The following is a 13,513-nucleotide window of genomic DNA, read 5'->3' on the forward strand; positions in this document are numbered from 1 at the left end:
CTCAACGCTGGCCGGCCAGGTCCTGGCGCCGCTCGAACCACTGCACCAGCTGCGCGATCGGCAGCGACAAGGCGAAGTAGATGAGGGCGATCAGGGTGTAGGTTTCCAGTGGGCGATAGGCCTCGGTGGCCAGGCTCTTGCCCACGTACATCAGGTCGGCGACGGCGACGATCGCCACCAGCGCGCTCTGTTGCAGGGTGCCGATGCCATTGGTGATCAGTACCGGCAGGGCGCTGCGCAGCGACTGCGGCAGGATCACGTACAGGGTTCGCTGCCAGGGCCGCAGGCCCAGGGCCACGCAGGCGTCCAGGTGTTCGCGCGGTACCGCCTGGACCCCGGCGCGATAGGCTTCGGCGTTGAATGCGGTGAGGTTCAGGCCCAGGGCCAGGAAGCCCATGGCGATCGGGTCGATGAACACGTTGAACAGCATCGGCACGCAGTAGAAGAACCAGACGATCTGCAGCAGCGCCGGGGTGCAGCGGAAAAACTCGATGAACAACTGCGCCGGCCAACGAATGAAGAACCAGCGGCTCAGGGTCATCAGGCACAACAGAAAGCCGCAGGTCAGGCCGATCAGGTTGGACACCAGGGCCAGTTCCAGCGTGACCTTGAGGCCATCGAGCAGCGCCGGCAGGCTGCCGCTCAGGAAGTGAAAATCGAATTGATAGTTCATCGCCACGGCCTCAATCCAGGTGCAGGACTTTTTCCAGGAATTCGCGGGTACGCGGCTCGCGGGGGCTGGTGAACAGCTGGTCCGGATGTCCCTGCTCGACCACCTTGCCGTTGGCGCAGAACACCACGCGGGTGGCGATGCTGCGGGCGAAGTGCATGTCGTGGGTGACGATGATCATCGCCATCTTCTGTTCGGCCAGTTGCATCATCACGTTCTGCACCTCGATGACCATCTCCGGGTCCAGGGCCGAAGTGACCTCGTCGAAGAGCATCAGCTTGGGTTCGAGCATCAGCGCCCGGGCGATGGCCACGCGTTGTTTCTGGCCGCCGGAGAGCTGGCTGGGGTAGGCGTGCAGCTTGCTTTCCAGGCCCAGCCGGGCGAGGTAGGCGCGGGCCCTCTCGGTCGCCTCGGCCTTGCCCAGGCCATGCACCTTGACCGGCGCGAGGATCAGGTTGCCCAGCACCGACAGGTGCGGGAACAGGGTGTAGTGCTGGAACACCATGCCGATCTGCTTGTGCAGTGTTTCGTCCAGCGGCTTGCCCAGCTTGCGGCTGCCATCGATGTAGGGCTTGCCCTGGAACTCGATGCTGCCGCCCTGGATGCCCTCCAGGCCCATCAGCACGCGCAACAGCGAGCTCTTGCCACTGCCGGACGGGCCGATGATCACCAGGCGATCGTCGGCGCGCATGTCCAGGTTCATCCGGTCCATCACCACCAACTGCTCGCCATAGGCCTTGCGCACGTCATGCAGTTGGATGAAATCGCCACCCTGTGGCGAATTCGGGGTGAGCGAAGCCTGTGGCTGGGTAGCCACCAAATGAGGGATGTTCATTACCGTCGTCTCCGCGGGGCTGCCCTGAGCCGGGCCCCCGGCATGTCAGCTGGAGTTACTGGGCTTTTCCGCCCGCGAGGATCTCGGCGCAAGCCTTTTCCACCAGCGCCTGGCGACGCTGGCTCAGGTGGGTATCGAGCTGGGCCGGTACCGAGAAGGCCACGGCCTGGTGCACGTTTTGCCCGGTTTGGGTTTCGGCTTGAGCGTAGGGCTGTGCCAGCAGTGCCCAGGCTGCAGCAAGGCCGACAACGCCACCACCAGCGTGGCGGGATGTCTTGCGGGAAAGGAACCGTGCCATTTTGAATCTCTCCAGTGATTTGTTTTTGTAGACAGAAGAGCAAGCAAAGAAACGTGTCTGTTTTTTTGGATGCTGTGTTGTGCACAGCAATGCATTCAGGCTATTTCGATATCGCCGGAGCTGTCAACACGCCGTGAAGATTTTTTGCAGGGAGGGAGATTTCGGGACTGTTGACAGCTTCCTTGGTAGTTTTTATTGTGAATACAAACATGCACACAAAACAGCATGCAGCTCGATGTCTTACCTTTCTGCCAAAAACAATGACTATCAGTGAGGTTCAAAAATGGTTCTTTCCCGCTCGTCCTCCCTCAAGGCTTTCCTGGTCGGTGCCGGCTTGTGCGCTGCCCTGCTGGCGCAGTCGGCTGCCCAGGCCGCCGACACTTCGCTATGGCAGGACGTTCAAAAGGCCGGGGTGTTGCGCTGTGGGGCCGCCGTGGCGGCGCCCTATGTGATGCGCGATGCCAAGACCGGCGACTACAGCGGTTACTTCGTCGACCTGTGCCGCGACTTCGGCGAGAAGGTCCTGAAGGTCAAGGTGTCCTTCGTCGACACCAACTGGGATAACCTGGTGGCCGGGCTGCAGAGCAGCAAGTGGGACCTGGCCATGGCCCTCAACCAGACACCGGAGCGGGCCCTGGCGGTGGCCTTCACCGTACCCGCGACCGACTACCAGGTCTCGTTGCTGGTGAACAAGGACAACCCCAGGCTCGCCGAGGTGAAGGACGATCTCTCGGCCTTGGACAAGCCCGAGCTGACCTTCGCGGTGATGTCGGGCACCGCCCAGGACAAGGCGATATCCTCGGTGATCCGCAACGGCAAGATCATGCGCCTGCCGGGCATGGATGAGGCGCGCCTGGCGGTGATGTCCAAGCGGGCCGACGTGCTGGTCGATGCCAGCGACACCAACCACCTGTTCGCCCTGGCCAACCCCGGCTGGACCCGCGAGATCCTGCCCAAGCCGGCGCTGGCCAAGCAGGGTGTGTCGTTCGGTGTCCGGCGTGACATCTCGCCGGCGGACCTGGAAGTGCTGAACATCTACCTTCGGCAGAAACGCGACACGGGTGATATCCAGCAGCTGGTCGACAAGGCGTCGATCGAGGCCAATGCCGCGAAGTAGTGCCGGGCAAGTGAACAGGCCGCCTGCTTCTGCGGGGCAGGCGGTATCAGTGAGTCTCAACACAAGGAGCAGAGCACAGATGAGTGACTTCAAGCGCCCCCTGGCCGGGCAGACCATTCTGGTAACCGGTGCCTCGGGGGGGATCGGGGCGGCGATCGTCGAGCAACTGGCGGCCGAAGGCGCCCGGCCGTTGATTCACTACAGCCGTGACGCCCAGGGTGCGCAGCGCCTGCTGGAGCGCATCGGTGGCCACGGCTGGATCGTCCAGGGTGACCTGAGCGAGGAAACCGGGCCGGACCAATTGTGGCAGGCCGCACTGGAACGCAGTGGCGGACGCATCCATGGCCTGGTCAACAACGCCGGTATTCGCACCGAGATTCCCCTGGATGCCCCGGCTTCGCAATGGCGCGCTGCCTGGCGCCGTGAGTTCCAGGTGAATTTCTTCGCTGCTGCCGACCTGTGCCGTGAAGCGGTCAGGCATTTCCGTGCCCACGGTGGCGGACGCATCATCAATATCGCCAGCCGCGCGGCCCAGCGCGGTTATGCTGCCGAGGCGTTGCCCTACGGTTCCAGCAAGGCGGCGTTGATCAACCTCACCAAATCCCTGGCGCGCAGCGTCGGCGGCGAGGGTGTCGTGGCCGTGGCGATTGCGCCGGGGTGGGTACGCACGGACATGGCCGAGCAGTTCATCGCCCAGCATGGCGAAGCCGCCGCCGTGGCCGACATTCCGGTGGGGCGCATGGCCAGCCCGGCGGAAATCGCCGAACTGGTCGCCTTCACCCTGCGGCCGTCCCAGGCCTCGCTCAATGGCGCGACGCTGGACGTCAATGGCGGCAGCTACATTCGCTAGGAAAGCGTTGCCGTCCCCGCAGACCGACACCTTCTGTGCCAGGCTTGCGGGGCGCTCATTGCGGTTACTCCACAGTCTCCACCACCCCCAGGTCCTCGCCGAGGAATCCACCACTCTGGTGCTGCCAGAGCCGGGCGTAGGTGCCGTTTTTCTCCAGCAACTCGCTGTGGGTACCCTGTTCGATGATGCGCCCATCGTCCATGACGATCAGCCGATCCATCGCCGCGATGGTCGACAGCCGGTGGGCGATGGCGATCACGGTCTTGCCCTGCATCATTTCATCGAGGCTTTCCTGGATCGCGACTTCGACTTCCGAGTCCAGCGCACTGGTGGCTTCGTCGAGCAGCAGGATCGGCGCGTTCTTGAGCATTACCCGGGCGATGGCGATGCGTTGGCGCTGGCCGCCCGACAGCTTGATACCGCGCTCACCGACCAGGGTGTCATAGCCGGTATGGCCCTGGCGGTCGCTCAGTTGGCTGATGAACCCGTCGGCCTGGGCGTTCGTCGCGGCGTCGCGGATCTGCACCTCAGTGGCGTCGGGCCGGCCGTAGGCGATGTTGTCGCGGATCGAGCGGTGCAGCAGCGAGGTGTCCTGGGTGACCATGCCGATGGCGCTGCGCAGGCTGTCCTGGCTGACCTGGGCAATGTTCTGCCCATCGATGCGAATCTCGCCCTTGTCGACGTCGTAGAAACGCAACAGCAGGTTGATCAGCGTCGACTTGCCCGCACCGGAGCGACCGACCAGGCCGATCTTTTCCCCCGCACGGATCTGCAGGCTCAGGCCATCGAGCACCTGGCGCTCGCCGTTGTAGTTGAAGCTGACGTTGTCGAAGGTCACCGCGCCGCCCGTGGTCACCAGCTCGCCGGCGTTCGGCGCATCCTGCACCTTGGGTCCCTGGGTCAGGGTGGCCATGCCGTCCTGCACGGTACCGATGTTTTCGAACAGCGAGGTCATCTGCCACATGATCCAGTGCGACATGCCGTTGACCCGCAGGGCCATGGCGGTGATCGCCGCCACGGCACCGGTACCGATCTCGCCCTGGTGCCACAGCCACAGGGCATAGCCGCCGGCGCCGAGGATCAGGCCGACCACCAGCGCCTGGTTGACGATCTCGAACTGGCTGACCAGGCGCATCTGGCGAAAGCCGGTGTCCTTGAAGTCTTCCATGGCCGCGCGGGCGAATTGCGCCTCACGCTTGGAGTGGGAGAACAGCTTCACCGTGGTGATGTTGGTGTAGGCGTCCGACACCCGGCCGGTCATCGACGAACGCGCATTGGCCTGTTCCTGGCCGACCTGCCCCAGGCGCGGCACAAAATACACCATGGCCAGCCCGAACAGGGCGATCCAGGCCACGAACGGCAGCATCAGCTTCAGGGCAAAGCCGCCGGCCAGGGCAATGATCGCGATGAAATACACGCCGATACCGGGGGCGATCTCGATCAGGGTGAACAGCACCTCGCGCACGGCGAGGGCGGTCTGCATCACCTTGGTGGTGACCCGGCCGGAGAACTCATCGGAAAAGAACGACAGGCTTTGCCGCAGCATCAGCCGGTGGAAGTCCCAGCGCAGCCGCAGCGGCAGATTGATCGCCAACACCTGGTGTTGCAGCATGGTTCGCAGCGCCACCAGCCCGATGCTGGTCAGCAGCACGATGCCGATGCCCCACAGCACGCGGCTTTCCTCGGCGCTCACGCCATCGCTGGCCTTCCAGTGGGAGAGCAGGTCCACCACTTGCCCGAGAAAGGAAAACAGCCAGGCTTCGTAGATCGATACGCCGGCGCTGAACAGCGCCAGTGCCAGGATGTAGCCGCGGGCGCCGCGAGTACACGCCCACAGGAACCGCAGCAGGCCCATGGGCGGTGGTGGCACCTCGTCGGGCGGGAAGGGGTCGAGCCATCGTTCGAAGGTTCGCAGCACAGTCATCTCCTAGTCGTCAGGTAAAAGAGATTCTGCCATACCCCTCGCTTCAATCACTCACCAACGACAGCGGCCTGGCCACATGCTCCAGTGAACGGCGCTCGGCGGCCACGCCCCACAGCGCCTGGACCACTGCCGCGATGATCATCAGCGCCGCACCGATCAGGTAGCCGTACAGCACGTTGGTGCGTTCGCCGGTTTCGATCAGGGCGCCGAACAGGGTCGGGCCGACCAGGCCACCCAGGCCGGTGCCGAACGCATAGAACACGGCGATGGCCAGGGCGCGGATTTCCAGGGGGAAGGTTTCGGCCACCGTGAGGTAGGCCGAGCTGGCCGCCGCCGAGGCGAAGAAGAAAATCACCACCCAGGCGATGGTCTGTTGGGTGACGTCGATCATCTGCTGCTGGAACAGATAGCCGCTGACACACAGCAGCACGCCGGAAATCAGGTAGGTGCTGCTGATCATGATGCGCCGGCCGACCACGTCGAACAGCCGGCCGAGCAGCAACGGCCCGCAGAAATTGCCGAGGGCGAAGGGCAGCAGGTACCAGCCGACGTGGGCGGAAGGCACGTCGTAGAAGTCGGTGAGCACCAGCGCATAGGTGAAGAAGATCGCGTTGTAGAAAAACGCCTGGGCGGTCAGCAGGGTCAGGCCGACGAACGCCCGGCGGCGGTGGTCGACGAACAGGCTGTGGAACACCTCCCGCAGCGGCGTGTGGTCACGGGCATGCAGGCGCAGGGGCGGCTCTTCCACGGGCGGCACCTCGATGCCGCGCTCGTGGTAATGGCGTTCGATCCCGGCAACGATGCGTTCGGCTTCCTCCGGCTGGTTGTGAATCATCAACCAGCGCGGGCTTTCCGGAACCCACAGGCGCATCAGCATGATGATCAAGCCGAGTGCCGCGCCAATGCCGAAGCACAGCCGCCAGCCCAGTTCGTTGCCGGCCACGTCGGGATCGAGCAGGATCACCGAGCCCGCGGCGCCCAAGGCGGCGCCGATCCAGAAGGTGCCGTTGATGGTCAGGTCGACCCAGCCGCGATAACGGGCCGGGGTGAACTCCTGGATGGTCGAGTTGATTGCCGTGTATTCGCCGCCGATCCCGGCGCCGGTAAGGAAGCGGAACAACAGGAAGCTCCACAGGTTCCACGAGAAGGCCGTCGCTGCGGTGGCGGCGATGTACAGGAACAGGGTGATGAAAAACAACTTGCGCCGGCCCAGGCGGTCGGTCAGCCAGCCGAAGAACAAGGCGCCGAGCACCGCGCCGGCGATATAGGTCGCCCCCGCCACGCCGATCTCGGTATTGCTCATGTGCAGGCTGTCCTTGAGCGCCCCGGACACGGCCCCGGCGAGAGTCACTTCGAGGCCGTCGAGCAACCAGGTGATGCCCAGCGCCAGCACCAGCAGGGTATGAAAGCGGGTCCACGGCAGGCGGTCGAGGCGGGCGGGGATATCCGTGCTGTAGCAGCGCTCGTCCGCTGAAGCGCCTGCCGTGCTTTCCAGGGTCTGGGTTGTCATGGTCACTCCTGTTCGCTGACGGTGTTTCTCTTAGCGATGGAGTTTTGTGCGGGGGCAGGAGTTCAAAATTCTGTTGGGTGCGGTTGACCCAGTGCCTACGGGGCGCTGCTGATCTCGATCATTCCCCTAAGCAAATTAGCCATCTCATCGAACAGAATCTGCACCGAGCGTAGCGACAGGTTATCCGGGCGCGTCAGCAGCCAGATATCGGTATCGTAGCCCTCCAACGGCTCGCTCCGTAGTTCGACCCCTTCAAGGCTTTTGACCTTGATTCGGGGCCGGCTAATGGGCGTCCACTGGGGGCGCCCAAGGAAGCAGCCTCGATGAGACTGCTTCCTTGGGCGTATTGAATGAACGGCAGCTTTAGATCGAGGGCCTAGCATCCGCTCCCGCCAACAGCGAATCCACCACTGCTCGCGACAGCTCCAGCGAGTGCATCAAACCGATGAACAGATCGCGCTCCACACCACCCAGGCGCGGCCCAATCTCATCTCCATTCAGTTCAGCGATTTTCAACAGATCCGAGACATGAGCCAGTGCCACCTGGGCAGTAATGCCCGGCTGAACGACAAACAACGGCGCCTGAGTGGCGTTAGTGGTGGCGGGATCAAAAGCGGTGGTCACGAGGGTATCAAGCAGCAGCGGCGCAGGTGGGTCTGAGTTGATCTGGTCCAGGGCGTTACGCAGGACGCGGCGTAAATAGTCGCCTTTTTCAGACAGGCTGGATGTACGGCAGGGTGGTGGGTCGGGCGTGATTTTCTTGGTCACGAGTAAAACTCCTTCCGAATTACTGAGAGGAGTTCGTCAGTCTTTTCCTGTCCAGTGAAAGGGTGGCGAACTGTACGCGGGTGGACAAACCGGGGGATTAGGACCCGGCACACACAGAGTGTCCCGCGCACAGCCCGCCATAACGCGGGCACAACGACACCGTTCATCACGGCATTGTGCGATTAATCCTAAATAAACCACGGGTGTCCAGTCCGCATCGCTGATTTTGCAGCGATAGCCCCACAGTAGGCGGCTAACCGGGTGCGTTCAATGCACGTCTCGTAGGAAAGGACGATCAAAAACCGCTCTGTTTTCTCAATGTTCTGCCAGAAAAATACCCTTCCGATGCCCTGTACTCTGCTTTCTCCTCGGAAACGGGCGCAGTTGCATTTTTCACGATTTGCAACGCTGATAAAAATAAAGTTGTCCGCATTTTCCCAGGCTCCTTGAGCGAGCATTGATGTGTGCTGGGCAATGCTGGAAAATGCAGCACTTGGCGCTAGCCTGACGGGTTCTGTTAAAGCTGCGGTGACACAGACATAGTGGCGCCGATTGGATGGTCTGTCGGCAAAGCGGATATGACTTTAAAAACACAAGGCTGTGGCCGAGGCGACTATGTATATCCGCTCCCTGCACATTAAAAATCTCAAACGTCTGCGCGACCTTTCCCTCGACTTCACCCATGCCGACGGCAGTCCACGCATGTGGACGGTGCTGATCGGTGAAAATGGCACCGGCAAGACCAGCATCCTGCAAGCCATTGCGCTGACCGCTGCGGGCACGCTACGTGTCAACGATCTTGCCGGAAAGTCCTTCGCCCACTTGGTGGATTTACGGCAGAAGTCGACCATGGAGGTCCGGGCGCGCTATGCATTCACGCCCTCGTCGCTGCTTGATGCCAAGTGCCATCCCCTGCACAAGGGCGAAAAGAACGACCTGCGCCTGACTTCGCATGTCAGCCTCAAACCCAAGGAAACCTCGCTGCGCGCTCAGTCCTGGTATGGTGAGAGCGACGAGTCGCCCAAAGGGATCCCGGATCCGTTGGATAATGCGCGCGCAAGCGAAGCGCACCTGTGGTTCGTCATCGGCTATGGGGTTCATCGCATCCTGCCGGAGTCTGCTCGTATGCCTGAGTTGGCGCGGTCGTCGGTTGATCGGATGAAGCCATTGTTCGACCCTGATCATCGGTTGGCGAGTACTGGCTTCCTTGGGCACTTTGGCCGCACCAAGAAGTCCCGTACCTATTCATCGATCCTTCGCAGTGCGATCGTCAATACGGGTGTGCTGCCAGAAGACATCAAGAATATTGAATTGCGCGGGCAGGGCGGCATTGCGCACGCTGCGCACTTCGTAGACAGCAACCGGTTTCATCAAGTCATGGGCGGCAAGGCCGAGAAGGTGCCGGCGATAGCCCTCGCACATGGCTACCAATCCACCATCGCCTGGGTTGCGGATCTGGTCGGACATATCCTGCTGGAGGCCGATAGTGATATCGAACCACATGACTTCGAAGGTCTGGTCCTGATCGACGAAATCGACCTCTATCTTCACCCGCGTTGGCAGACGCGCCTGATCCCGGCCTTGCGCAAGACCTTCCCCAGGCTTCAGTTCGTTGCCACCACGCACAGCCCCGTGGTGCTGGCGACGCTGTCGCCGGAAGAAATAATCCGCGTGCAGGCCAACCCGCAGACCGGCAACGTCGAGCGTATCACCCCGGATGCCTTGACCGGAGAGTGGGACCGTGTCGAACGTGAAGAGGACCTGCACACCCAACCCGATCCTCGGGCAATGACCGGTACCGAGCTGTATCAGGAGTACTTCGGCCTCGACCGCCTGACGCTCAACGAGAACGGCGAAGCGATCAGAAGCTACACGGCCTTGGCGACCAACCCTCATCGCACCGCGCACCAGCAGGAACGCATGGAGGCGCTTCACCGGCAACTGACGCAGTCGTTGGTTAGCGACTTGGTCGAACCGGTACAGGGTGAAGACGATGATTAAGCTTGCGCTGGGCAAGGAGCCCGCGGAACTCACCGCGCAGCGAAACAAGCACCTGCCGGCTGCCATTGCAGCCTTCAACCGGTTAGGGGTTGGCCATGCGGATTTCAAGAAGCTGCTTGATCGTGGTTACAGAGTAGCCCGTACCGCCTTGCACGAGCGCCAATACGGTAAATGCGCGTTCTGCGAGCAGAAGGAAGATGCGTTCAAACGCCCCGTCGAGCATTTTCGTCCCAAGAAGATCGCCCAGGATTTCGTCAACAACGTCTGGGTTGGGGTCGATACGCATTACTGGTGGCTGGCCTGGACCTGGGAGAACCTGCTGTTCGCCTGCGACCACTGCAACATGACCGGCAACAAGGGAAGTTGCTTCCCCATCGAGTCAGGCTCGGTCCGCGTCACCGCACCTGTTGTGGGGGCAACACATCCGTTGCCGGACGCATACTTCGACACCTCGGGCGAGTCGCCCTTATTGGTGAACCCTCGTATCGATAACCCGCTGGACCATATTCAATGGCTCCCGGTAGACAGGAGCAAGCCCAAGCGCCGCTGGAAATGGACCGTCGTGGGCCGCGATCGCAAGGGTGACATGACCCTCGAGGTGTTGAACCTGGGCTTTCGCCTTGACGACGTGAACGATCATCTGGATTCGCTGCTGTCGAGCTGGCACCACGTAGAAGGGCATCTCAAGGCCGGCCGCTGGGTAGAGGCCCATGAGGGTTGGAACGATTTGATCAGTACCTACGTCAGTCATCCTCGCAAGCCGTTTCGCAGCGCCGCGTGGTGGGCGTTGGATGCTCTGTGCTCGCGCAAGGACCGTGCGGCTTATGGCCTGAAGCACCCCGCCGTGCCGAGCGTTACTGGGTGGACCGTCGTGCCCAAGCCTTGTTCTCCAAGGCACATGGTGCTCATCGGCCGCCCTTGAGCGCAGAGTAATAGATCATCGCCAACCACATGGTCTCCATACGGATTTCTGTCTATCTCTCTCGACAAGGGTGGCGAGCTGTATGTCCAGCCCTGTCATTTGGTTGACGTGCACACCACCCAGCTCTACCGTCCACTACCGTTTTCAATCATCCCCCGCAGCAAATTAGCCATCTCATCAAACAAAATCTGCACAGAACGCAACGACAAATTGTCCGGCCGCGTCAGCAGCCAGATATCGGTATCGCAGCCCTCCAGCGGCTCGCTCAGCCGTTCGACCCCTTCCAGGCTGTCGACCATGAAGTCGGGCAGGGCGGCCACGCCCAGGCCCGCGCCGACCAGGCCGCCGACCGATGACATGCTGCTGCAGCGATAGCGCGGCACCAGGCCGGGGTAGGCCTGTTGGCGCCAGACCACCGAGAGGTGGTCGGCCAGTGAGTCGTTCGGGGCGATCCACGGCTGGTCGGTCGGCGATTGCCGATAGCCTTCGCGATAACTGCTGTGCCCGCAAACGTAGTAGGAACTCTTGCCCAGCCGGCGTCCCACCAGGTGCTCCGGGGGCGAGTTGGACAGGCGCAGGGCGATATCCGCGTCGCGGCGGCTCAGGCTGGCGAAGTTGTTGGAGGTGGCAATCTCCAGGGAAATCGCCGGGTAGCGCGGCATCAGCGTCGAAAGGCCGGGCAGCAGCAGGCTGCGCAGTACCGCATCGGTACAGGTCAGGCGCACCGTGCCACTGATGACGTTTTCGCCGTGGGCCAGGGCAATGCGCGCCGTCTCCAGGGCCTGCTCGGCCCGTTCGGCCTGCTCGGCGATGGCCTTGGCGCTCTCGGTCGGCGTGTAGCCGCGACGGTTCTTGTCGAACAGCGCCACTTCCAGGTTGGCCTCGAGCTTGCGAATCGCCCGGAACACCGTCGAAACATCCACCTGCAACTGTTCGGCGGCTCTGGCCAGGGTGCGTCCGCGAACCAGGGCAAGCACCAGGTGCAGGTCACTGTGGGTGACTTGATATTGCATCGTTGCAATCTTCCTTTGCCAGTTTGCCGATGTGGCTTGCGCTGGTGCCATCTTATACTCGGCGCGCAACCTCGAATCAATGGCACATGGAAAGGTGCGCCGGTCCCCGCAGGATCGCCGCCCGCAGCCACCCCACTACAAATACGCTGCCCAGGCTCGCGAAGTGTTTCGCTCGAGCGCGGCAGCACCAAGGATGTACCCCCCATGAACTCCCCAGTCTCTCCCCGTGTCGTGCAGCTCAACGAAGCGAATATCTTCCTCAAGGACCACCCCGACATTCAGTTCGTCGATCTGCTGATCACCGACATGAACGGCGTGGTGCGGGGCAAGCGCGTCGAGCGCGCCAGCCTGCACAAGGTCTACGAGAAAGGCATCAACCTGCCGGCTTCGCTGTTCGCCCTGGACATCAACGGTTCGACCGTCGAAAGCTCCGGGCTGGGCCTGGACATCGGCGATGCCGATCGCATCTGCTACCCGATTCCCAACACTCTGAGCCCCGAGCCCTGGCAGAAACGGCCCACCGCGCAGTTGCTGATGACCATGCACGAACTCGACGGCCGGCCATTCTTCGCCGACCCGCGGGAAGTGCTGCGCCAGGTGGTGCAGAAGTTCGATGCCCTGGGGCTGACGATCTGTGCGGCGTTCGAGCTGGAGTTCTACCTGATCGACCAGGAAAACGTGAACGGTCGGCCGCAGCCACCACGCTCGCCGATCTCCGGCAAACGGCCGATCTCGACCCAGGTGTACCTGATCGACGACCTCGACGAGTACGTCGACTGTCTGCAGGACATGCTCGAAGCGGCGAAGGAGCAGGGCATCCCGGCCGACGCCATCGTCAAGGAAAGTGCCCCGGCGCAGTTCGAGGTCAACCTGCACCACGTCGAGGACGCGCTCAAGGCCTGTGACTACGCGGTACTGCTCAAGCGCCTGGTGAAGAACATCGCCTACGACCACGAGATGGACTCGACCTTCATGGCCAAGCCCTATCCGGGCCAGGCCGGCAACGGCCTGCACGTGCACATCTCGCTGATCGACCAGAAGACCGGCAAGAACATCTTCGCCACCGAAAACCCACTGGAACACGCGCCGTTGCGTCACGCGATCGCCGGCGTGCTGGAAACCATGCCGGCGTCGATGGCCTTCCTGTGCCCGAACGTCAACTCGTACCGGCGTTTCGGCGCCCAGTTCTACGTGCCCAACGCGCCGAGCTGGGGCCTGGATAACCGTACCGTGGCGGTGCGGGTGCCCACCGGTGGCTCCGACGCGATTCGCATCGAACACCGCGTTGCCGGTGCCGACGCCAACCCGTACCTGATGATGGCCTCGATCCTGGCCGGTATTCACCACGGGCTGAGCAACCAGCTCGAACCGTCCGACCCCATCGACGGCAACTCCTACGAGCAACTGGAGCAGAGCCTGCCGAACAACCTGCGCGACGCCCTGCGCGAGCTGGACGACAGCGAAGTGCTGAACAAGTACATCAGCCCCGAGTACATCGACATTTTCGTGGCGTGCAAGGAGGCCGAGATGCAGGAGTTCGAAACCACCATTTCCGACCTCGAATACAACTGGTACCTGCACACCGTCTAAGGGGCCGGCCCCGTG

General features: G+C 62.3%; 13 protein-coding genes. 5 read left to right on the top strand and 8 right to left on the bottom strand.

The genetic code is table 11. The annotated features are described in order from the left end of the window. Position 1: 1 nt before the first annotated feature. The 3 genes from AC6I6U_RS15215 to AC6I6U_RS15225 are packed head-to-tail and all read right to left on the bottom strand — an operon-like array spanning position 2 to position 1,803. On the bottom strand, positions 2-673 hold the full coding sequence (locus tag AC6I6U_RS15215; protein WP_497882723.1) for an amino acid ABC transporter permease: 672 nt from the start codon (positions 671-673) through the stop codon (positions 2-4). Between the two features lie 10 nt (positions 674-683). Continuing rightward, positions 684-1,505 carry an amino acid ABC transporter ATP-binding protein gene (locus AC6I6U_RS15220; protein WP_497882724.1) on the bottom strand — a complete coding sequence of 274 codons (822 nt, stop codon included), beginning with the start codon at positions 1,503-1,505 and terminating at the stop codon, positions 684-686. 55 nt (positions 1,506-1,560) lie between these two features. Then, positions 1,561-1,803, bottom strand: coding sequence for a hypothetical protein (locus AC6I6U_RS15225; protein ID WP_497882725.1), 243 nt, complete (start codon positions 1,801-1,803; stop codon positions 1,561-1,563). A 283-nt stretch (positions 1,804-2,086) separates the two neighbouring features. Here AC6I6U_RS15225 and AC6I6U_RS15230 point away from each other — a divergent pair, with 283 nt between their 5' ends. Both AC6I6U_RS15230 and AC6I6U_RS15235 read left to right on the top strand, forming a co-directional pair. After that, positions 2,087-2,920: a transporter substrate-binding domain-containing protein gene (locus tag AC6I6U_RS15230; protein ID WP_497882726.1), complete on the top strand. Its 834-nt coding sequence runs from the start codon at positions 2,087-2,089 to the stop codon at positions 2,918-2,920. Between the two features lie 79 nt (positions 2,921-2,999). Then, the gene (locus AC6I6U_RS15235) at positions 3,000-3,770 is read left to right on the top strand and encodes an SDR family NAD(P)-dependent oxidoreductase (RefSeq protein ID WP_497882727.1); all 771 of its coding nucleotides are present in this window, start codon (positions 3,000-3,002) and stop codon (positions 3,768-3,770) included. 64 nt (positions 3,771-3,834) lie between these two features. Here AC6I6U_RS15235 and AC6I6U_RS15240 read toward each other — a convergent pair whose 3' ends face one another. The 4 genes from AC6I6U_RS15240 to AC6I6U_RS15255 form a co-directional block, all read right to left on the bottom strand. Continuing rightward, positions 3,835-5,688, bottom strand: a complete 1,854-nt coding sequence (locus tag AC6I6U_RS15240) for an ABC transporter ATP-binding protein (protein WP_497883035.1) — start codon at positions 5,686-5,688, stop codon at positions 3,835-3,837. 49 nt (positions 5,689-5,737) lie between these two features. After that, on the bottom strand, positions 5,738-7,204 hold the full coding sequence (locus tag AC6I6U_RS15245) for an MFS transporter (protein WP_497882728.1): 1,467 nt from the start codon (positions 7,202-7,204) through the stop codon (positions 5,738-5,740). A 95-nt stretch (positions 7,205-7,299) separates the two neighbouring features. Continuing rightward, positions 7,300-7,431: a hypothetical protein gene (locus tag AC6I6U_RS15250; RefSeq protein ID WP_497882729.1), complete on the bottom strand. Its 132-nt coding sequence runs from the start codon at positions 7,429-7,431 to the stop codon at positions 7,300-7,302. A gap of 136 nt (positions 7,432-7,567) precedes the next feature. Then, positions 7,568-7,972, bottom strand: a complete 405-nt coding sequence (locus AC6I6U_RS15255) for a DUF6124 family protein (RefSeq protein WP_497882730.1) — start codon at positions 7,970-7,972, stop codon at positions 7,568-7,570. A 615-nt stretch (positions 7,973-8,587) separates the two neighbouring features. Between AC6I6U_RS15255 and AC6I6U_RS15260 the strand changes: the two genes are divergently transcribed. Further along, a complete protein-coding gene (locus tag AC6I6U_RS15260) occupies positions 8,588-9,973 on the top strand; it encodes an AAA family ATPase (protein WP_497882731.1) in 1,386 nt (461 codons plus the stop codon). Next, on the top strand, positions 9,966-10,895 hold the full coding sequence (locus AC6I6U_RS15265; protein ID WP_497882732.1) for an HNH endonuclease family protein: 930 nt from the start codon (positions 9,966-9,968) through the stop codon (positions 10,893-10,895). The genes AC6I6U_RS15260 and AC6I6U_RS15265 overlap by 8 nt, the downstream gene beginning before the upstream one ends. A gap of 125 nt (positions 10,896-11,020) precedes the next feature. Here the strand turns inward: AC6I6U_RS15265 and AC6I6U_RS15270 are convergent, their stop codons facing one another. Next, a complete protein-coding gene (locus tag AC6I6U_RS15270) occupies positions 11,021-11,908 on the bottom strand; it encodes a LysR family transcriptional regulator (RefSeq protein WP_497882733.1) in 888 nt (295 codons plus the stop codon). Positions 11,909-12,112: 204 nt separating this feature from the next. Between AC6I6U_RS15270 and AC6I6U_RS15275 the strand changes: the two genes are divergently transcribed. Then, a complete protein-coding gene (locus AC6I6U_RS15275) occupies positions 12,113-13,498 on the top strand; it encodes a glutamine synthetase family protein (protein ID WP_497882734.1) in 1,386 nt (461 codons plus the stop codon). Positions 13,499-13,513 lie beyond the last annotated feature (15 nt).

Source organism: Pseudomonas sp. UTLPPB19802 (genome assembly GCF_059730225.1).